We start from the raw sequence: 18690 nt of genomic DNA, 5'->3' as shown, positions 1-18690 counted from the left end.
CATGAATACTAACGATCTGAATACAGCCCTTTATGAAAAGATGGCTGCCGAACAGGACAAGTTCCGGGAATGGCTGAAAATCCAGCCCCCGGAAGAAGTCTTAAACCATGCCTATGAGTACACCATCCGGGAGGACATCGTGATGGCAATGGAGGAATTGGAGTTGACCGACACCCAGGCACAGGCACTTTGGGAATCTCCCTCTCCGTTGGCGGATGTGTACCGCTATTTTGAAAAGCTGGAAACCGGCTACATGGATGCGATCAGGGACAGCATTGAGAACCGTGCCGATGATGTGTGCAGAGCCAAAGAGGAACTGCGAACAACACCGGTCTATCCCCATTCTGCTGCCTATGCGTCCGAGCATGGGGAAATGGCACAGTACAACCTCTCATATCAGGCGAACAGCGCCTGTAAAGAAGCCATTGAGCAGACCATCAGCGCCCACTATGCAGAGAATCGGCTGGATACGGAGGCGGCGGCCAAAGATGTGCTGGAAAAGTTCGGGATGGAACGGGTACAGTTTATTCTTGCCAACACCATCCAGCGCAAGAACTATGACGGGCGTATCTCTCAGGACAATAAAGCATGGGCAAAAACCATTCCTATGCTGGAGGACAGCGGCGCTTCCCGCCACTGTGCCTATCTGGTGGTAGATCAGGTCAATCCCGGTTTGACCGACCTGTTCACCAGACAGTTCCGAAAAGTTGCTCAAGAACAGCAGAAAAGTTCTGTCCTGCAAAAGCTCAAACAGGAGCTGCCCGCCCATAAGTCTGCCGCCTCGAAAAAACGGGAGCCGGAGCGATAACCATGGCAAAGCGCAAGCGGGATATTCCGGTTTTGTTTTGGGTGTCCGCAGAAGAACTGGAGCTGATCCATCAAAAGATGCAGCAATACGGGACAGAGAATTTGAGCGCTTATCTGCGGAAAATGGCGCTGGATGGTTATGTGGTCAAGCTGGAACTGCCAGAGATGAAGGAGTTGGTCTCCCTGATGCGCCGAAGCAGCAACAACTTGAACCAGCTGACCCGCAAAGTGCATGAGACCGGGCGGGTTTATAATGCTGACTTGGAGGATATATCCCAGCGGCAGGAACAACTGTGGGAGGGTGTGAAGGAAATCCTTACCCAACTCTCCAAACTTTCATAACAGGGATAGATACTCCATTTGCGGAGGGAGGAACGGCGTTTCTTCGCCGCACCTTCCTCCGCTTTTTCTTTTTGTCTGTATCCTTGTCTTTTGCCTGTCTGTACCGGATAATATGAGTAGAATAAGAAGCGTAGCAAAGGAGTGAAAACAGATGCTGACCTTTGAAAAGGTGCTGGAGATTTTTGCGGATTACCTAACCGCAGACGAGACCATAGAAGTTTATATCAGCCGCCATGGATGTGTAAGAGTTGAATTTGACCAAGATTTTCACTATTGCTCTGGCGAGGTGTGCCATACTCCCAAGGAACTGTTCGACCTCTTAGCCGATGATTACCGGACTTATCTGGAGATTGAACTGACCAAAGGAAAACGGGAAGTGACGGAAGATGATGAGAGAGAAGCGGATGCCCTATGCAAACAGTATCTGGAGCGTTGGAAGGAGGAACAGAAATGAAGATTTTGAAATGTCTGCTGATGATCGTAACTGCACCGGTCATTTTGGCGTTGACGCTTTTTGTCTGGCTCTGCACGGGGCTGATCTACATATCCGGTCTGGTTCTTGGTCTACTAAGCACGGTAATTGCTCTGCTTGGCGTGGCTGTGCTGATTACCTATTCCCCGCAGAATGGTGCAATTTTGCTGGTTATGGCATTCTTGATTAGCCCGATGGGGCTGCCGCTGGCTGCGATCTGGCTGCTGGGCAAGGTACAGAGTTTGAAATTTGCGATCCAGGATTGGGTGTATGGGTAAATGATGTGAATATAATTTGGAATGAAAAGAAGCAGGACAATGGGAGATGAGACCCAATGCCCTGCTTCTCTGTTTATTCGGAACGAACTGTAATATATTTTTGATGTTTACTTTTCGGTTTATCGGGAAGTGTCATTTTGAGTGTTCCATTGTTCAATAGCGGACGCAGATATTTTTGTGTAAAGTTTTTTGTGTTTTTGTATCCACAGTGTTCTGCGATTTCTAATTTTGAATGTGGTTCTATGCAAAATGCAAGGATTTTATCATGGGTTGCATCATGGGTTGCGTCATAGGTCTTATCATGGGTCGTTTCTATGATAGAAGGACCATGATGGTAATTTACATTTTTCAAGATGACTCTGAAATCTGTCGCTGTTGAGGAAAATTCGGGCTTATATGCCTCTGTGTATCCAGGCAGCTTTTCAGTTTCACTGACGATTTTGCGCAGACCACTTCCACGGCGTTCCATGTACTTCATGCGGTGGAACAGATCAGCGATCACAGGGTTTCGTCGCATCGAACGAATACTGTAAATATCGTATTCCTGAATTGAGCCGCCGCCAAACATACCGCCCGGAGATGTGATTTCCACCCGATCATCAAACATATCAATGTGGACTTCGCTGCCAAGCACAATATAATCACGATGGATGAGAGCGTTGACAAGAGCCTCTGTTACAGCTCGTTCAGCATAATCCGGCTTGTCTACCCGATACTGAGCTTCTTTGACAAAACGGACTTTGGAATTATTGCGAATAAATTCACTGCCGCTTTTCAGTAAATAAATCAAATTCCCCTCGTATTCCTTATCGTCCAGCGCATCATCAAAGATAGAGCCTTTTTCCAAGCCATTCCACCGGGTACAGAACATACGGGAGTTATAAACTGTGTGCTGATCGGTCATGAGCTTTCCAGCATTGGTCAGGAACCCATTTTTGTCAGCCAAACCGAATGAGACATAATCGGATGGCTCGAAGCGGAGGCCGGTTCGTTCCAGATAGGTTGCCTCCAGGAGTGTGAAGCTGTAATCCTTTTTCACAGCTTCTGTTGTTAAGGTGTCAAAGGACTGATTGGTTCCCTTTAAGATCAGTTCATTCACAATGTAATCCGGTGCAATTACGCTTTCATTTCCAACACGGATGTATGCTTCCATTACTCCGTCTGCCTTGTAATAGTATGGGGTGCTGCGGCCAGGAGAAACCTCCAGAGCCAACAGGTTTTTACCATCTTCCTGCAATGGCTTTAAGATAAACTGCGGTAATGGTGTGATACGTTCTTTGATTAAGCGGCTGATCGCTTCAGCATCCTTTTGAACATCGGACAAGCCGATAGGCTCCCGGTCATCGGAGACTCCGAAAAACAGAGTGCCGCCGATTCCATTGGAAAAGGCACTGACACTTTTTAACCAGCTTTTTGGCTTTTTTGTTTCGAGAGCAACTTTGAAATCACATTCCGTTGCTTCGGCAATGAGCTGTTCTATCATAAAATCCCTCCTTTGAGGTATTGGTAGTTTCTTTATATTATACCCATAAGGAGAGTTTATTTCAACGATAGGCACAAAGAGTTCAGAGAAAATATTTTGAGAGGAGGGCTTTTTATGGCAACTACAAGAATCATGCCGCTTCATGTCGGCAAAGGTCGCACAGAGAGTCGGGCGATCAGTGACATCATCGACTATGTAGCAAATCCACAGAAAACAGATAATGGCAGGCTCATCGCAGGATTTGCGTGTGACAGCAGAACGGTTGATGCGGAGTTTCTTTTAGCAAAAAGGCAGTATATCGTTGCTACCGGACGAGTACGCGGTGCGGATGATGTGATTGCCTATCATGTGCGCCAGTCCTTCCGCCCCGGCGAGATTACTCCGGAAGAAGCTAACCGGCTGGGTGTGGAATTTGCCAAGCGATTTACTAAAGGCAACCATGCCTTTGTGGTCTGCACTCACATAGACAAGTCGCACATTCATAATCACATTATCTGGTCATCGGTCAGCTTAGAATATGACCGGAAATTCCGAAACTTTTGGGGCAGTACCAAGGCGGTTCGCAGGTTAAGTGATACCATCTGCATTGAAAACAGACTGTCCATTGTAGAGAATCCGAAACTTCACGGAAAGAGCTATAACAAGTGGCTGGGCGATCAGGCAAAGCCCTCTCACCGAGAGCTGCTGCGAGTAATGATTGACCGTGCTCTGGAGCAGAATCCAGCGGACTTTGATGCGCTGCTGAAACTGCTTTCCGAAATGGGCTGCGAGGTATCCCGGCGCGGGAAAGCGATCCGACTCAAAGCACCCGGCTGGAAGAATGTAGCCCGCATGGATGACAAGCTGGGGGCCGGGTACAGTGAAGCGGAAATTCGTGCGGTGCTGGCCGGAGAAAAACAGCATACGCCCCGTAAAAAAAACGTCGTGCAGCCGGAGCCGCCGAAGGTCAATCTACTGGTGGACATTCAGGCAAAATTGCAGGCCGGAAAAGGTGCTGGCTATGCTCGATGGGCTAAAGTTTTCAATCTGAAGCAAATGGCGCAGACCATGAATTACCTGTCAGAGCATAACCTGCTGGAGTATGCGGTTTTGGAAGAAAAGGCTACGGCTGCCACGGCACATCACAATGAACTTTCGGCGCAGATCAAAGCGGTTGAAAAGCGCATGGCAGAGATCGCTGTTCTGCGTACTCACATCGTAAATTATGCCAAGACCCGTGAGGTCTATGTGGCATACCGCAAGGCGGGTTACTCTAAGAAATTCAGGGAAGAACATGAGGAAGAAATTCTGCTCCACCAGGCTGCTAAGAATGCCTTTGATGAGATGGGCGTCAAGAAGCTGCCCAAGGTCAAAGAGTTGCAGACGGAGTACGCGAAATTGCTGGAAGAAAAGAAAAAGACCTATGCCGAGTATCGGCGTTCCCGTGAGGAAATGCGGGAGCTTTTAACGGCAAAGGCAAATGTAGATCGAGTGCTGAAAATGGAGGTAGAACAGGATGTTGAAAAAGAAAAAGACCACGGCCAGCGGTAAGCTGGTCATGGTCAAAAGCGTTCGCAGAACGCGCAGCCACAGAATGAAATTCTGTGTTCAAAGGGGCTTGGGGGCGCTGCCCTCAACAAGCAAGCAGAGAGGAAAATCACAAAGGGATTTTCTTCTCTGCGGGCCTGTGTGTATTAACACAGGCATTGCTTGCCCCTTTCTTTGCAGAAATGAAAGGAGCCAGTGAGGAAACAGTCAAATTTCACTCACCGGCTCAATTCGTTTCAAATTTCTCGGATAATTCTGTTAGTTCTTTCGCAGTCTCCTGTGTATGGTGCAAGAGGGTTTCACGCATTTCTGACGGACAGCTACAATAAAGCATCTTCATCTGATTGGCTCCCTCATCTTCTGGAGAAACATTTGGATTGATCAGAGTGTCCAGAGAGAGCGGAAGCACTTTTGCCAATGCCTTCAAAATCAAATAGGACGGATTTATTTGTCCCTTTTCAATGCTGGCAATCTGCTTGACAGATACATGGCTCAGATCCGCAAGCTCCTGTTGCGTCAGGTCTTTTTTCTTTCGGGCTTCCCGCATTTTTTGCCCCAAAGCGGTCAAATCATCAATCGGCATAATCACTCACCTCAAATATATTCTATCGTGCCGATTTGCACAAAGGAATAACCTTATTATGCCGGTCGATAAGAATGATTATACTGATTTTTGGTAGAACGAGAACCAAAGACTATTTTTAATATTTGTTTTTCAAGTATAATTACAGTATAATAAATGACCCATCTGAATTTAGAGAGGATTTTCAAAATTCGCAATAATTATTAAAACAATCTTTTTTGATTTTGTTATTATGTTTGATGGAAAGGAGGGAACATAAATGGGCAATCAATCAGTTATCAGCATAGAGGCAGTCATTGACTATATCGAAAGTCATCTTGACGGAAAGCTGGAATTAGAAACGGTTGCGGAGGCTGTTCACTATTCAAAATATCACTTACACCGATTATTTACCGAAACCGTAGGAATGACGATTCATGATTATGTGCAACGCCGCCAGCTTACAGAGGCGGCAAAGCTTCTGGTCTTTTCGGATAAACCTATTATCGAAATTGCTTTTATCTGCGGATACGAGAGCCAGCAATCGTTTTCATTAGCTTTTAAGGCCATGTATAAATCGCCGCCTGCGGAGTATCGTGAAGAACGGAGCTTTTATCCTTTGCAGTTGCGGTTCATTTTACATCGAAGAACGACGGCTATGGAATTTACAATACAGGATATTCGGCTAGCAGAAAAGAAAGATATTGTCGATTGGATGAACTTAATGCGGCTTGTTATTGATGGGTATCCTGTAATGGATGAAGATGACTATTTAGCTAAACTGGAAGAAAGTATTGACGAAAAGCGTGCGCTTGTGCTAAGGGAGGGAGATATTCTCATTGGAGCTATGGCATTTACCTATTCTCCAGGCAGTATAGAATTTCTTGGCGTACATCCGCAATATCGAAATCGCGGACTTCAAAAGTTATTCTTGGATGCCTTATTGGAAACATATCTTCCAGGGCAGGAAATCAGCACAACAACCTTTCGAGAACAGGACAAGGCCGATACAGGGCATCGAGATATGCTATTGCAACTTGGTTTTGCCGAAAAAGAATTGCTGACAGAGTTTGGCTATCCCACGCAGCGCTTTGTGCTCCCTCCTAAAAAACAGGAGGATATACAACATGGATGACACGCAACGCACCGGCTGGCAGAAAAGAATACTCCTTTTCTTAACCAGTCAATGTATCACACTCTTTGGCTCTACGCTTGTTCAAATGGCGCTCGTTTGGTATGCAACCATGCAGACATCCAGCGGCGTGTGGGTGGCTGCATTTACAGTCTGTTCCTATCTGCCGCAATTTCTCATTTCATTTATAGGCGGCGTATGGGCAGACCGATACCACAGAAAAAAATTGATTATAGGCGCAGATCTGCTGATTGCATTTGTCACTTTCGTAATGGTATTGGCAATTCCGCATATTTCATCGGAGCCTGCTTTGCTCGACGGTTTGCTTGTTATGTCGGTCATACGATCCTTGGGGGCAGGAATACAAACTCCAGCGGTCAATGCCGTTATCCCACAGCTTGTCCCAGAAGATCAGCTTATGCGGTACAACGGCATCAATGCAACAATGCAGTCTATTGTTAATTTTGCGGCTCCAGCGGCGGCAGGTGCAGTTTTTGCAATCAGCACATTGAGAACGACGCTTATGATAGACATTGTAACGGCGATCTTGGGAACGGGCCTATTGTCCTGCTTGGCACTTCCGAAACAAAATACTTCCATTGAGAAGGCCAGCGTCTTTTCTGACATGAAAATTGGCGTCAAATACGCTTTTGCAGACAAACTAATTGGAAAGCTTTTAATCATCTACGGACTATTCACTTTCTTTTGTGTTCCAGCAGGCTATCTTGCAGGACTTCTTGTTCGGCGGGTATTCGGTGATACTTACTGGTATCTTACCGCAGTAGAAGTAATCGGGTTTGCAGGCATGATGGCAGGCGGCGTTGTTATGAGCACCTGGGGAGGATTTAAGAGCCGGGGGAAAACTCTGTCAGTCGGACTTTTGGCGTTTGGTTCCTTTGCAATCGGAATGGGCCTCTCACAGAATTTTATTCTCTATCTTAGCTTGATGGTATTTTACGGAGTTGCATTGACAATGGTGCAAACGGCAATTACCACTATGTTACAAGAAAAAACGGACACCTCTATGCAGGGGCGTGTATTTGGATTACTTGGAACGATGTATGCTGGCTTTTTACCGATTGGTATGGTTATGTTTGGCCCTTTGGCTGATATTCTTCCCTTGCAGTGGATTATGATTGGATCAGGTATAGCCCTTATTGTAATTGCAGGTATAGCTTATTATAGTCGGGAACTCAAAACAATCTAAAAGAAAAAAGTCGCCCAACGGGAATAAAAAAAACCGTTGTTTCGGCGGCTGGGTATTTATGCGCCAAAACAAAATACAGTGGCCTTACGGCGGTTTTGAAATAACATATTTCAGAGCCGCCGTTTCTTTTTCGACGATGCTCATGCGATCAGGAGGGCGGTATTATAGGAGGATACCGCCATGTCAATTTTCGTCATTCACAATAGCCATGAGTTACACCAACTAAAAAAAGCCTTGCCCCTCCTCCGGGGAGGTATGACTACCTATCGGCATTATCATTCCAACTAAAACAGAAGAATCATAGTCATTTTTGTTGCGCCAGTTTCCCATTGCGGGGAGCTGGCGTTTTTTGCTGTCGATTTTTTGGGAAAGCTCCCGAAGTATGTCGCTGTCGATCCCCTCCTCCTTTCGATTCGCTCATCAATCGCCCGTGAATCGAAATGGAGGTACATAATGAAGAAAGTCAATCTTAGGGACTTATATCCCGATGTTTACAAAAACGATCACTTTGTAGAAGTAACCGAAGATGTGCTGGAGACGATCCGAGCTGCTGAGCGTGCAGAAGCTGCTTATGACCGGAGGATGTATCGTTATAAGGCGTATTACTCCCTGGACTGCGACAACGGCATTGAAAATGCGATCCTGATGAAGCCCCAGACACCGGAAATGCTTTTGGAGGAAAAGCAGCTGCGGGAGCAGCTCTATGCCGCTGTGATGGCTCTGCCGGAGAAAAAGGCCAAGCGGATCTATGCCAGGTATTACCTGGGTATGCGCGTGAGTGAAATCGCTGCAGCGGAGGGTGTAGACTCAAGCCGCGTCCGCGACAGTATCCGGCGCGGTCTGAAGCAGCTGGCAAAGTATTTTTAGGATAGAATAACAAAGGGCGCAAGGTTTCAAAGCGCTTCTGTCACAGGGCCTTGCGCCCTATCTACGCACTTGCATTGTTCGAGTAAGAGAACTATAATGTGTTTTGTGGAGGTGTGAAATGGACTATATGACATTAAAAGAGGCCGCCGAGAAGTGGGGCGTGACACCTCGTAGAGTAAATTATTATTGTGCTGGTGGGCGTATCTCCGGCGCTGTGAAGATGGCCGGTGTTTGGCTGATTCCCAAAACTGCGGAAAAGCCGATTGATGGTCGAACAAAACAAGGGAAGGAATTGCGTCATGAATAAAATTTTGATTATAGATGATGACAGAGAACTGTGTGCTTTGATTAAACGCAGCGTACAAGCGGAACATATAGAAGCCGATTTTTGTAATACTGGAAAAGAGGGCTTGCAGAAATTAAAAGAGCAGGAGTATCAGCTTGTGGTGCTGGATGTGATGATGCCCGGTATGGATGGCTTTGAAACGCTGGAAGAAATCCGCAAAGAGAACAGCCTGCCGATTTTGATGTTTACATCCAAAAATGACAGCGTTTCTAAAGTGCGGGGCTTACGGGCCGGTGCGGACGATTATCTGACAAAGCCGTTTGACATGGACGAACTGATTGCCCGTATTGCGTCCCTCATTCGCCGCTACACCCGCTTTAATCAGCAAGCCGGAACCATGCAAAAGCTGGATTTTGACGGATTACAGATTGATCTTGAAAATCGTTCTGTTACGACGGAAAACGGCACTTTTGAACTTCCACCAAAGGAATTTGATCTGCTCCTGTACTGTGCAAAACATCAGGGAAAGATTTTGACAAAACAGCAGATTTATGAGGAAGTTTGGGGCGAAGAATATTTCTATGATGACAGCAACATTATGGCAATCATCAGCCGACTTCGTAAAAAATTAGAAGTCAATCCTTCAAGCCCAAAATATATCCAAACGGTCAAAGGGATTGGCTACCGGTTTAATAAGGAGGTGTAGCCAGCATGGAAATCATCGTTTTCTTGTCCATTGTGATTGCTGCTTTGGCTGTGCTGACCTCCATCGTTCTCGTTCGGCGCGTAAAAAAGCAGATAGCAGAAATGACCGATGCGCTGGTTGATGTGAAAAATGGAAATGGCAACCGGCGTATTCTGTCTGCAACAAATGAATTGACAGCACCTCTTGCCTATGAAATCAATGAGATCGTTGTGTCCTATGAAAGCAGACTTTCGATTGTCCGGCAGACAGAGGAAACCAACCGCCAGCTTATGACGAGCCTTTCCCACGATGTTCGGACACCCCTTACAACCCTCATCGGCTATCTTGACGCTGCACACAAAGGACTGGTCACAGGAAAAGACCGGGATGATTATATTGAAACCGCCCGCCGGAAAGCCCATGATCTGAAAGAATATATTGATGTACTCTTTGACTGGTTCAAGTTAAATTCTAACGAGTTTGCTTTGGAGATCCAGAGTGTTGAGGCCGCAGAGCTGACAAGAAATATCCTCATTGACTGGATACCGATTTTTGAGGATAAACAGGTTGAGTATGACATTGATATTCCCGAACATCCTGTCCGGGTAAGATTGGATATGGACAGCTATATGAGGACTGTCAATAATCTCATTCAAAATGTAATCGCTCACAGCCATGCAGACAAAATCAAAATTGCCCTGTCAAAGAAGGAAAATAACATGGAGCTGCTGCTGGCGGATAATGGAGTTGGAATTGAGAAAGAAGATTTGAAACACATTTTTGAACGGCTTTATAAGTGCGATAAAGGTCGGTCTGAGAAAGGTAGCGGTCTTGGTCTTTCTATTGTCCATCAGCTTGTAGAAAAGATGGGTGGGAGTATAACAGTTGAAAGTTTGCCGGGAAAAGGAACTGAATTTATGTTGCTTTTTCCTTTGGAGAGTTAAGCGGGTTCCCGTCTTTATGGCGGGAGCCTTTGTCATTTTACTGGATTTCAAATTGCAAGGTTAATGCAAGGTTGCGGCAAGGTTAATGCAAGGTTGGCATGATAGAATACCTTACAGAACAGGAGGTTTTGAATATGGATACAAATTATATCATTGAAACAAAAAATCTGACGAAGCAATACGGCTCACAAAAGAGTGTGGCTGACTTAAATATCCATGTCAAGCGTGGGAGAATTTATGGTCTGTTGGGCAGAAACGGAGCAGGAAAAACCACAACCATGAAAATGCTGTTGGGTTTAACGAAGCCTACTTCCGGTGAGGTCAAAATCTGGGGAAAGTCTTTGCAGGGGAATGAAAAGAAGTTGCTGCCCCGCATTGGCAGTTTGATTGAGTCCCCTGGTTTTTATCCCAATCTGACCGGCACAGAGAACCTGCGTATCTTTGCTACTCTGCGGGGCGTACCAAACAATCATGCTATCAAAGATGCTCTGGATCTGGTAGGACTGCCCTACAAAGATAAAAAGCTCTTTTCACAGTATTCTCTTGGTATGAAGCAGCGGCTTGCCATCGCCCTTGCCGTTATGCACGATCCGGAGCTTTTGATTTTGGATGAGCCGATCAACGGCCTCGATCCCATCGGTATTGCAGAAGTACGCTCCTTTATTCGGGAGCTTTGCGACGCAAGAGGAAAAACTATTTTGATTTCCAGTCATATTCTTTCGGAGATTTCCTTGCTGGCTGACGATATTGGAATTATCGACCACGGCGCATTGCTGGAAGAAGAAAGCCTTGCCGAGCTGGAGCAAAAAAGCAGTAAGCATATCCGTTTTACGCTCTCTGATACTGCACAGGCGGCAAGAATTTTGGAACGCAATTTCCATGAAAACCATTTCTCCATACAGGACGACCATAATCTGCGCCTGCACAACCTTGATCTGCCTGTGGGGAAAATTGTAACTGCCTTTGTAGAAAATGGATTGGAGGTATCAGAAGCACATACCTGTGAAGAAAGTCTTGAAGATTACTTCAAGCGTGTGACAGGGGGCGAAGGAATTGCTTAAACTAATCAAATGCGAATTTTTGAAATTAAAACGGAAGCCATTGGTATTTATTTCCCTACTGCTTTCTGTTTTCATGCCATTGGCTTATGCTTTCTTTCTGGCAGATGTAAACACTGATGTGGATGCTGTAAATGGAGTGATGTCCAGCCTATTACAGCTTAGTGCATATTTGCTTTTGATGCCGCTTCTTGTGATACTGGCTTCGAATCTGTTGTTTGAGGAACTTGATAATGACACACTGAAAAACCTTGTTACCGTACCGGTAAATAGAACCAAGCTGGTGCTGTCCAAGATGCTGGTTTTACTGTTGTTTGCCGTTGGCTTTATGGCAGTTGGAGGATTGGTAAATCTTGCGGTTTTGTTGTTTCAGGGTTGGGAACCGGTTGGGTTTTGGACCTTGTTTGGCGTTGGAATTGAAGAAGGGCTGATTATGTGGGTGGGCGCACTTCCCTGTATTCTGCTCGTTGTTCTTCTTAATAAAAACTATATCGTGTCTGTCGTGATTACCTTTTTCTATACGATTGCGAATTATATCCTTTCCATGAACGATATGTTTCTCACACAGCCTTTTGGTTTGAACATAGGAACCCTGTTTCCGGGGCCGCTGGCCTTCCGCTGGACATTCCAATTTTATGACCAAAGCCAGACCAGTGCGGAGTTAGCAGATTTGTTGGAACGGGTCAGTCCGTATTTTCTGAATGGTGTTCAGGTATTCGGTGTGATTATTGTGGAAGCCATTGTATTTCTTGCGCTGATTGCATTTGTTTACCGGCGACAGGAAATCTAAGGGGGTGTGACTATGTGGAACTTATTAAAATCGGAATTACTGAAACTGCGCCGGTGCCAGATTCTTTTGGTAGGGCTGGTGGCGCTTGCACTCTGTCCTTTGGTTCAGTATGGAAGTCAGTTGATTGTGGAGGCAGAGTACCGAAATCCAAATTATGATTTTTCTGCACTATTTGAAAATGTTGTTTGGGGAAACACTCAGATATTCCTTCCAATTTCACTGGTAATGATCGGAGGATGGCTTATAGACAGAGAATCCACTCATGATACACTGAAAAACATCATGACAATTCCTGTTTCTATGCCGAAAATGTTGGGAGCCAAGTTACTTTTAGTCGGTATGCTTGCAGTTCTGCTGGGAATATACAGCGTTGGCATTACCTTGATTACTGGATTGACGGTTGGATTATCGGGACTGACAGCGGAAGTGTTTTTTCATGGAGGTACGCAGATCGTGTTAGCGGCTCTGACGACCTATTTGGTCTGTATGCCGCTGATCCTGATTTTTGGGCAGATCCGAGGGGCATATCTGGGCGGTTCCATTCTGGCGTTCTTCCTTGGATACAGCATGTTGTTTTTCAAAAGTGGTATTCTTGCCAGCATCTATCCGTTCTCTGCTGCGCTGATTTTAGTGGGATTTGACATGAGTGAATATGCCGGAACAACCACATCCTCAACGCCTTTGTTGGCGGTCATTGGGGTTGGCATCATGGTTCTCTGGGCGGTGCTGTTGTTACTGATGTCCAGTAACAAAAAAGAAATGAAATCCCGTAAACAGGCAAATGCCAAGGGAAAAGGAAAGCGCACTGTACGCAGGAAAGGAAGGTGATAGCTGTGAAGAAAATAGTTTTATCATTATGCCTGATACTATTGGGTGCTTCTGTGCTTTCAGGTTGTACAAAAGACGAATTTCTCGATCAGTATAACAATATTGTTCAGTCTGCTGGTTCCATAGCGCTTACCGGAAATTCATCCTTACAAGGTACGAAAGAAAAAGGAATTGATGATTATACAGGAAGCTATACAGCCAACTATGAGGATTTTTCAGATACAGAGTATTTGTTCGGCGGAACTTCCATAAAGCGTGAAGCTGGTAAGGATCTGTCTATTGACTGCGCGCTGGAGGTTACGGAGGGAACTGCAAAAGTATTTTGGATTTCTGGAGCTGATGAAGCAGTCACTTTGTTTGAAATAACCGGAACATATAGTGATACAATTACACTCCCTGAAGGTGGAAACTATATCGGTATTGAATGTGAGCATTTCACTGGAAACATTGAATTAAATATTGAATAATACTCTGCTGTACGACGGCAAAAGAAAAAAAGCCGTCGTACAGCAGACACATTTCCACGCGCCTATGGAGCGGCAGCTTTGAGACAATCATAGCCGCCGTTTCTTTTTGCTTTTCGGACCGATGCTTATGCAATCAGGAGGGCGGTATATAGGAGGATACCGCCATGTCAATTTTCGTCATTCATAGCACCCATGAGCTGCACCAATTAAAAAAAGTCTTGCTCCTCCTCCGGGGAGATATGACTACTTATCGGCATTATCGTTCCATGTAATTCAGTATAATAATGGCTGTTCTTGGCGCGCCAGTTTTCCCTCACGGAAATCTGGCGTTTTTTGTTGCCATTTTTTCGGAGATGACCCGGTTGTCTGCCGGTGTCGGTCTCCGCCTCCATTCGCTTCACCCGTCAATCACCCGTGAATCGAAATGGAGGTACATAATGAAGAAAATTAACCTTCGGGAACTTTATCCTGATGTTTATACAACAGACTTTTTTGTAGATGTGACAGAGGAAGTAATGGAGACTATTCGAGCAGCTGAACGTGCGGAGGCTGCGTATGAGCGAAAGATGTATCGTTATAAAGCACAGTATTCTCTGGATTGCGAGAATGGCATTGAAAATGCGGTGCTGTTGAAGCCGCAAACACCGGAGATGGTTCTGGAGGAAAAACAGTTTCAGGAGCAGGTCTATGCCGCTGTGATGAAGCTGCCGGAGAAGCAGGCAAAGCGAATTTATGCCCGATACTATCTGAGAATGACGGTAAATGAAATTGCCGAAGTAGAAGGTGTAGATCCAAGCCGTGTCCGTGACAGCATCCGGCGTGGTCTGAAGCAGCTGGCAAAGTATTTTTAGGGTAGAATAACAGAGGGCGCAAGGTCTCAAAGTGCTTCTGCATAAGACCTTGTGCCCTACCTATTGTAGTAGCCTTAGAGGTGTATTTTGTAAAGCTATCTTTGAGTGAAGAAAACATCGGTGTACAAGGGGTACAAACAAGATAAAATAGAAATGAGGGGCGATAGAGCAGAAATGTCAGATTTTCCACTCTATCTGAACACGGTCGCTGGTGGCCTTGATCGTAGAGATCAAACCATCGGCGGCTTTTCTTTTGTCGTCAAAATCTATGCTGTCCCAGTTGTCGAGATAATAGGATAACTTCTTTATCTGCTGGGGAGATATGATTTCAACGCTCAATTCAGCGATTGCCTTTGAAATGGTCTGGCGTCGGGTGTCCAGTTCTTCAATTTTTTTGTTAGCGTAGGCAATGTAATATGATTTACAAGAAATAACATATCGTGCAATGATGGGAGAATTTATTATCTATTATCGTGGAAAAATCGTTGGCGGTATATATGATGATAGGTTACTGGTAAAACCAACAAAGTCTGCAATTTCTTATATGCCAACAGTTACTTATGAAATTCCATACGAAAATGCCAAAGAAATGTTATTGGTGGAAGAAATTGATAATAAAGATTTTCTGACGGGGTTATTTAATGTGATGTATGATGAACTACCAACGCCAAAACCTAAAAAGAAAAAATAAACAGTTTCTAACTTGACAATTTCATATCCATACACACAAAGCAGTTAGTCTTAGGATTGACTGCTTTTTTCTTACCAAAATTATAGATTGGAGTGATGAAATGATATACTCTTAGAACTTTTTAACAAGATTATTGAAGCATAAAATTTTATTGTAGTGCTGATATGAGAATGATATAATTGGGATATGAAATATACAAATAAATCTGTTGAAAAATGAGGTGTCAAAATATGGCAAATGAATTACTGGAAAACTTGGATAGACTTCATACAACTGAACTTGGCGTTATTCGAATTAAAAAGAACTTATCTTTGAATGTAGAAAACGTGATTGAATGGTGTAAAGAAAAAATCAGTCTTTCTAATGCGAAAATCATAAGAAAAGGGAAAAACTGGTATATAACGATTGATAATTGTATTATAACGGTAAATGCGTACAGTTATACCGTTATCACTGCTCACAAAGTAAAATGATGAATTTTTCTATAAAGGAATTAAATGCATTTGCAGTTATTGGGCAGGAAGTAGAACTGACTAATTATCAAAAAAAGAATATTCAGATTAGTACACAGTTTTGGAGAAAATTTAACAGTAGTTTGAAGAAATCATATCTTTCACAATCGGGAAATTGGGTAAAATATGCTTTTATGGAACGAAGAAATGGAAACCTTTATTATTTCTGTTCTATACCAAAGAGAACTATTCTTCCAGACAACTTTCTGTATAAAGAAATACCGTCATATAAATATTTGGTCGTGGAGCATATTGGTGCTATGGGGAAAATATATGAAACTTATAGAAAAATTTATCAGGAAATTATTCCTAATACACCATATACCCCTATAAAAAATATTATCCTGCACTTTGAAAAATATGATTACCGTTTCCATTGGAATAGAGATAATTCAGTTATTGAAATTTGGATACCTATTCAAGATTAGAAGCAATTCCATATCCATACACACAAAGCAGTTAGTCTTAGGATTGACTGCTTTTAAAAAGACACCATTTAGGTGTAATGATGTCTTTTGGGTGTTATTTTATAGTCATATCAAGGCTCATTCAATCGTGGTAAATTAGTGGTAAAATGAATGGTTTTCTATACTCCAAAATGCTTGAAAGTATAGTGGTTATGCGAATAATCCAAAATTAGATATAAAATTGATATTACATGATATATTATTTCATAAGATTGACAAAGAAGAATGTTTGTGCTATTCTATATAAAAATATATCTCCAAAGGGGAGCAAGATATGAACTTTCATTTAACCGATCAGCGTAAAAAGAAAATCAACTCTGTACAATCCAAACCGATGAAACATTGTGCAGAGTATAGCGTATAAATGACGCATTTCGATTTCATCGGGAAGCCATAAAGGGGATTTTATACCCATTTTGAGAAAATGGCTTTCCATGCAGTTATAATGTGTACGAGGCTATGGACAATGTTTTGTCCATAGCCTTTTGTTTTTGGCGTTGCTATGCCAAAGGCAGAAGGCGGATACACTTGTGTATCTCTGCTTTCTGCCTTTTCTTTTTTCCAAATATATTAAGAAAGGTTTTTTAAAAATGAGCTTATTAGAAATTGAAGGACTAACACATTCTTTTGGTGAAAACCTGCTTTACAAAAATGCAGGCTTCACACTCAATAGAGGAGAACATATTGGCATTGTCGGGCAGAACGGAACCGGCAAAAGCACTTTAATCAAAATCTGTACAGAGCAGATCATACCAGACAGCGGGCGCATTGTCTGGCAACCGAATACTACGATTGGCTATTTAGACCAATATGCGGAAATCGACCATACCTTAACGATGAAAGAATTTCTCAAATCCGCTTTCACAAAGTTATTTGAAATGGAGGCACAGGCGTTGCAGCTCTATGAAAAAGCTGCTGACGGTGATATGAAAAGCCTTGAACTGGCCGCCCGTTATCAGGAACAGCTTGAAGCCCATGACTTTTATTCGATAGATACCGCTATTGATCGTGTCGCCAATGGGTTAGGACTTCTTGCGATTGGCCTTGACCGTCCGATTGCTGAAATGAGTGGCGGCCAGCGAGCAAAAGTGATTTTGGCAAAGCTACTGCTTGAAAAACCAGATGTATTGCTATTAGATGAGCCGACAAATTTTCTTGATAAAGATCATGTTGCATGGCTGGCGGAATACCTATCCTCTTTGGAAAATGCTTTTTTAGTTGTTTCCCATGATTTTGACTTTTTGGATAAAATCGCAAATCGTATCTGCGATATAGATAATGACACAATAACAAAGTATTATGGCACTTATTCTGAATTTCTGCGAAAAAAGACACTGTTGCGGGAAGATTACATTCGTCAATACTCAGCGCAACAAAAGGAGATCAAAAAAACAGAGGAGTTCATTAGGAAAAATATTGCTGGACGAAAAGCAAAAATGGCGAGAGGGCGACAAAAACAGCTTGATCGAATGGACAAAATGGAGGCTTTGGAACAGAAAGAGATTATTCCTTATTTTCATTTTCCTGTTTTACCGCTGACAAATACGGAGCATCTGCTGGTCAAACATCTGGCAGTTGGTTATCACTATCCAGTTCTATCAGATATTGATTTTAGCATAAAAGGCGGGCAAAAAGTTGTTATCACTGGCTTTAATGGAATTGGGAAATCTACTTTGCTCAAGACATTAATTGGACAAATCCCGTCCATGCAAGGTCATTTCAAATTTTCCGATCAAGTTACCCTTGGATATTTTGAGCAGGACTTAATATGGGACGAACCTGAACAGACACCAATTCAAATTGTTTCCAATGTCCATCCTGATATGGTCATAAAAGATGTTCGCAAACATTTAGCCCGGTGTGGAATTTCCAGTAAGCACGCAATGCAAGCGATTGGAACATTAAGTGGAGGTGAGCAGGCGAAAGTAAAAATGTGTTTGCTAACACTGATTCCCTGCAATTTTCTAATTATGGACGAACCCACAAATCATCTGGATGTTCAGGCAAAGGAAGCATTGAAATCAGCTCTTATGGATTTTGCGGGTACTGTATTGCTCGTATCACATGAAGAAGCATTTTATCGTGAGTGGGCACAGAGAGTTATTAGTGTCGAGAAATAGAAAATAGAATTAAGTATAGTATGAGGTCTATGATTTTCTGCTGAAGAATTGGCATAAATTGAAATTCAGTCCCCCGATCCAGACCGAAGTAGCCATAGAGCGAAAAATCAATCCCAAACGAATGCAGCGCGAAATTCAAAGTCAACTGCAAGATAAAGGCATTGGCACAAAGGCACAGCAGGCGTTGAAACTCCAGCATGAGCAATGTAAGCTGGAACGGAAAACCAAGAGCCGTGAGCAGAAAGAGGCTGAGAAAGACCGTCAGTTTGCCATACGGCAGGAAAAGAAGAAAGCCAAGCACAGAGGAAGATAAC

Annotated in this window: 22 protein-coding genes and 2 pseudogenes; 21 read left to right on the top strand and 3 right to left on the bottom strand. The window is 43.7% G+C overall.

What is annotated here, in order from left to right; translation table 11 throughout:
• Position 1: 1 nt before the first annotated feature.
• The 4 genes from DW826_RS12940 (at position 2) to DW826_RS12920 (ending at position 1899) form a co-directional block, all read left to right on the top strand.
• The gene (locus tag DW826_RS12940) at positions 2-808 is read left to right on the top strand and encodes a DUF3849 domain-containing protein (RefSeq protein WP_117552932.1); all 807 of its coding nucleotides are present in this window, start codon (positions 2-4) and stop codon (positions 806-808) included.
• Positions 809-810: 2 nt separating this feature from the next.
• On the top strand, positions 811-1149 hold the full coding sequence (gene mobC / locus DW826_RS12935) for a plasmid mobilization relaxosome protein MobC (protein ID WP_117552931.1): 339 nt from the start codon (positions 811-813) through the stop codon (positions 1147-1149).
• A 151-nt stretch (positions 1150-1300) separates the two neighbouring features.
• Positions 1301-1603 (top strand): hypothetical protein, encoded by a 303-nt coding sequence (locus DW826_RS12925; RefSeq protein ID WP_015529855.1) that lies wholly within the window; start codon positions 1301-1303, stop codon positions 1601-1603.
• Positions 1600-1899 carry a CD1845 family protein gene (locus DW826_RS12920; protein ID WP_117552929.1) on the top strand — a complete coding sequence of 100 codons (300 nt, stop codon included), beginning with the start codon at positions 1600-1602 and terminating at the stop codon, positions 1897-1899. The genes DW826_RS12925 and DW826_RS12920 overlap by 4 nt, the downstream gene beginning before the upstream one ends.
• Before the next feature lie 73 nt (positions 1900-1972).
• Here the strand turns inward: DW826_RS12920 and DW826_RS12915 are convergent, their stop codons facing one another.
• Complete coding sequence (locus DW826_RS12915; protein WP_097772890.1) at positions 1973-3382, bottom strand: ATP-binding protein; 1410 nt, start codon at positions 3380-3382, stop codon at positions 1973-1975.
• Positions 3383-3496: 114 nt separating this feature from the next.
• Between DW826_RS12915 and DW826_RS12910 the strand changes: the two genes are divergently transcribed.
• Complete coding sequence (locus DW826_RS12910) at positions 3497-4912, top strand: relaxase/mobilization nuclease domain-containing protein (protein WP_117552928.1); 1416 nt, start codon at positions 3497-3499, stop codon at positions 4910-4912.
• Positions 4913-5135: 223 nt separating this feature from the next.
• On the opposite strand, the gene DW826_RS12900 is transcribed toward DW826_RS12910, so the two are convergent.
• Positions 5136-5492, bottom strand: coding sequence for a helix-turn-helix transcriptional regulator (locus DW826_RS12900; RefSeq protein ID WP_002570974.1), 357 nt, complete (start codon positions 5490-5492; stop codon positions 5136-5138).
• A gap of 259 nt (positions 5493-5751) precedes the next feature.
• Here DW826_RS12900 and DW826_RS12895 point away from each other — a divergent pair, with 259 nt between their 5' ends.
• From DW826_RS12895 to DW826_RS12840, 11 genes are all read left to right on the top strand, one after another.
• A complete protein-coding gene (locus tag DW826_RS12895; protein WP_117552926.1) occupies positions 5752-6606 on the top strand; it encodes a GNAT family N-acetyltransferase in 855 nt (284 codons plus the stop codon).
• The gene (locus DW826_RS12890; RefSeq protein WP_117552925.1) at positions 6599-7810 is read left to right on the top strand and encodes an MFS transporter; all 1212 of its coding nucleotides are present in this window, start codon (positions 6599-6601) and stop codon (positions 7808-7810) included. Before DW826_RS12895 ends, DW826_RS12890 begins: the two co-directional genes overlap by 8 nt.
• A 453-nt stretch (positions 7811-8263) precedes the next feature.
• Entirely contained in the window at positions 8264-8677 is a 414-nt protein-coding gene (locus tag DW826_RS12885; RefSeq protein WP_117552924.1) for a sigma factor-like helix-turn-helix DNA-binding protein, read from the top strand.
• A 118-nt stretch (positions 8678-8795) separates the two neighbouring features.
• Complete coding sequence (locus DW826_RS12880; RefSeq protein ID WP_015540979.1) at positions 8796-8984, top strand: helix-turn-helix domain-containing protein; 189 nt, start codon at positions 8796-8798, stop codon at positions 8982-8984.
• The gene (locus tag DW826_RS12875; RefSeq protein WP_015540980.1) at positions 8977-9669 is read left to right on the top strand and encodes a response regulator transcription factor; all 693 of its coding nucleotides are present in this window, start codon (positions 8977-8979) and stop codon (positions 9667-9669) included. Before DW826_RS12880 ends, DW826_RS12875 begins: the two co-directional genes overlap by 8 nt.
• Before the next feature lie 5 nt (positions 9670-9674).
• Positions 9675-10592: a HAMP domain-containing sensor histidine kinase gene (locus DW826_RS12870; RefSeq protein WP_117552923.1), complete on the top strand. Its 918-nt coding sequence runs from the start codon at positions 9675-9677 to the stop codon at positions 10590-10592.
• 134 nt (positions 10593-10726) lie between these two features.
• Positions 10727-11653, top strand: coding sequence for an ABC transporter ATP-binding protein (locus tag DW826_RS12865; RefSeq protein ID WP_007860248.1), 927 nt, complete (start codon positions 10727-10729; stop codon positions 11651-11653).
• Positions 11646-12440 carry an ABC transporter permease gene (locus DW826_RS12860; protein ID WP_117552922.1) on the top strand — a complete coding sequence of 265 codons (795 nt, stop codon included), beginning with the start codon at positions 11646-11648 and terminating at the stop codon, positions 12438-12440. The genes DW826_RS12865 and DW826_RS12860 overlap by 8 nt, the downstream gene beginning before the upstream one ends.
• Positions 12441-12452: 12 nt before the next feature.
• The gene (locus tag DW826_RS12855) at positions 12453-13268 is read left to right on the top strand and encodes an ABC transporter permease (protein WP_015540982.1); all 816 of its coding nucleotides are present in this window, start codon (positions 12453-12455) and stop codon (positions 13266-13268) included.
• 5 nt (positions 13269-13273) lie between these two features.
• Positions 13274-13735: a hypothetical protein gene (locus DW826_RS12850; RefSeq protein ID WP_117552939.1), complete on the top strand. Its 462-nt coding sequence runs from the start codon at positions 13274-13276 to the stop codon at positions 13733-13735.
• Positions 13736-14172: 437 nt separating this feature from the next.
• Positions 14173-14586, top strand: coding sequence for a sigma-70 family RNA polymerase sigma factor (locus DW826_RS12840; protein WP_117552921.1), 414 nt, complete (start codon positions 14173-14175; stop codon positions 14584-14586).
• Positions 14587-14763: 177 nt separating this feature from the next.
• On the opposite strand, the pseudogene DW826_RS19000 reads toward DW826_RS12840, so the two are convergent.
• A pseudogene (locus DW826_RS19000) lies at positions 14764-14997 on the bottom strand (recombinase family protein); the annotation flags it as partial.
• Positions 14998-15016: 19 nt separating this feature from the next.
• On the opposite strand from DW826_RS19000, the gene DW826_RS12830 reads away from it, so the two are divergent.
• The 5 genes and pseudogenes from DW826_RS12830 to DW826_RS12810 all read left to right on the top strand — a co-directional run.
• Positions 15017-15277 (top strand): competence protein TfoX, encoded by a 261-nt coding sequence (locus tag DW826_RS12830; RefSeq protein WP_094030748.1) that lies wholly within the window; start codon positions 15017-15019, stop codon positions 15275-15277.
• Positions 15278-15507: 230 nt separating this feature from the next.
• On the top strand, positions 15508-15750 hold the full coding sequence (locus DW826_RS12825; RefSeq protein ID WP_006777329.1) for a DUF3781 domain-containing protein: 243 nt from the start codon (positions 15508-15510) through the stop codon (positions 15748-15750).
• Positions 15747-16217 carry a GyrI-like domain-containing protein gene (locus DW826_RS12820; protein WP_117494627.1) on the top strand — a complete coding sequence of 157 codons (471 nt, stop codon included), beginning with the start codon at positions 15747-15749 and terminating at the stop codon, positions 16215-16217. The genes DW826_RS12825 and DW826_RS12820 overlap by 4 nt, the downstream gene beginning before the upstream one ends.
• 629 nt (positions 16218-16846) lie before the next feature.
• A complete protein-coding gene (locus tag DW826_RS12815) occupies positions 16847-18376 on the top strand; it encodes an ABC-F family ATP-binding cassette domain-containing protein (RefSeq protein WP_117494669.1) in 1530 nt (509 codons plus the stop codon).
• 19 nt (positions 18377-18395) lie between these two features.
• Positions 18396-18689 (top strand): annotated as a pseudogene (locus DW826_RS12810) (YjdF family protein); the annotation flags it as partial.
• Position 18690: the final 1 nt, after the last annotated feature.

This window comes from Clostridium sp. AM34-11AC, from assembly GCF_003435375.1.
Lineage (GTDB): Bacteria > Bacillota > Clostridia > Lachnospirales > Lachnospiraceae > Pilosibacter > Pilosibacter fragilis.
Note: the sequence above shows the minus strand (reverse complement) of the source record. Positions and strands in the feature narration are given on the sequence as shown.

What these genes read in the sequence shown, in the direction of transcription:
- DW826_RS12940 (WP_117552932.1), top strand. Translation starts at nt 2, where the DNA reads ATGAATACTAACGATCTGAATACAGCCCTTTATGAAAAGATGGCTGCC.
- mobC (WP_117552931.1), top strand. Translation starts at nt 811, where the DNA reads ATGGCAAAGCGCAAGCGGGATATTCCGGTTTTGTTTTGGGTGTCCGCA.
- DW826_RS12925 (WP_015529855.1), top strand. Translation starts at nt 1,301, where the DNA reads ATGCTGACCTTTGAAAAGGTGCTGGAGATTTTTGCGGATTACCTAACC.
- DW826_RS12920 (WP_117552929.1), top strand. Translation starts at nt 1,600, where the DNA reads ATGAAGATTTTGAAATGTCTGCTGATGATCGTAACTGCACCGGTCATT.
- DW826_RS12915 (WP_097772890.1), bottom strand. Translation starts at nt 3,382, where the DNA reads ATGATAGAACAGCTCATTGCCGAAGCAACGGAATGTGATTTCAAAGTT.
- DW826_RS12910 (WP_117552928.1), top strand. Translation starts at nt 3,497, where the DNA reads ATGGCAACTACAAGAATCATGCCGCTTCATGTCGGCAAAGGTCGCACA.
- DW826_RS12900 (WP_002570974.1), bottom strand. Translation starts at nt 5,492, where the DNA reads ATGCCGATTGATGATTTGACCGCTTTGGGGCAAAAAATGCGGGAAGCC.
- DW826_RS12895 (WP_117552926.1), top strand. Translation starts at nt 5,752, where the DNA reads ATGGGCAATCAATCAGTTATCAGCATAGAGGCAGTCATTGACTATATC.
- DW826_RS12890 (WP_117552925.1), top strand. Translation starts at nt 6,599, where the DNA reads ATGGATGACACGCAACGCACCGGCTGGCAGAAAAGAATACTCCTTTTC.
- DW826_RS12885 (WP_117552924.1), top strand. Translation starts at nt 8,264, where the DNA reads ATGAAGAAAGTCAATCTTAGGGACTTATATCCCGATGTTTACAAAAAC.
- DW826_RS12880 (WP_015540979.1), top strand. Translation starts at nt 8,796, where the DNA reads ATGGACTATATGACATTAAAAGAGGCCGCCGAGAAGTGGGGCGTGACA.
- DW826_RS12875 (WP_015540980.1), top strand. Translation starts at nt 8,977, where the DNA reads ATGAATAAAATTTTGATTATAGATGATGACAGAGAACTGTGTGCTTTG.
- DW826_RS12870 (WP_117552923.1), top strand. Translation starts at nt 9,675, where the DNA reads ATGGAAATCATCGTTTTCTTGTCCATTGTGATTGCTGCTTTGGCTGTG.
- DW826_RS12865 (WP_007860248.1), top strand. Translation starts at nt 10,727, where the DNA reads ATGGATACAAATTATATCATTGAAACAAAAAATCTGACGAAGCAATAC.
- DW826_RS12855 (WP_015540982.1), top strand. Translation starts at nt 12,453, where the DNA reads ATGTGGAACTTATTAAAATCGGAATTACTGAAACTGCGCCGGTGCCAG.
- DW826_RS12840 (WP_117552921.1), top strand. Translation starts at nt 14,173, where the DNA reads ATGAAGAAAATTAACCTTCGGGAACTTTATCCTGATGTTTATACAACA.
- DW826_RS12825 (WP_006777329.1), top strand. Translation starts at nt 15,508, where the DNA reads ATGGCAAATGAATTACTGGAAAACTTGGATAGACTTCATACAACTGAA.
- DW826_RS12820 (WP_117494627.1), top strand. Translation starts at nt 15,747, where the DNA reads ATGATGAATTTTTCTATAAAGGAATTAAATGCATTTGCAGTTATTGGG.
- DW826_RS12815 (WP_117494669.1), top strand. Translation starts at nt 16,847, where the DNA reads ATGAGCTTATTAGAAATTGAAGGACTAACACATTCTTTTGGTGAAAAC.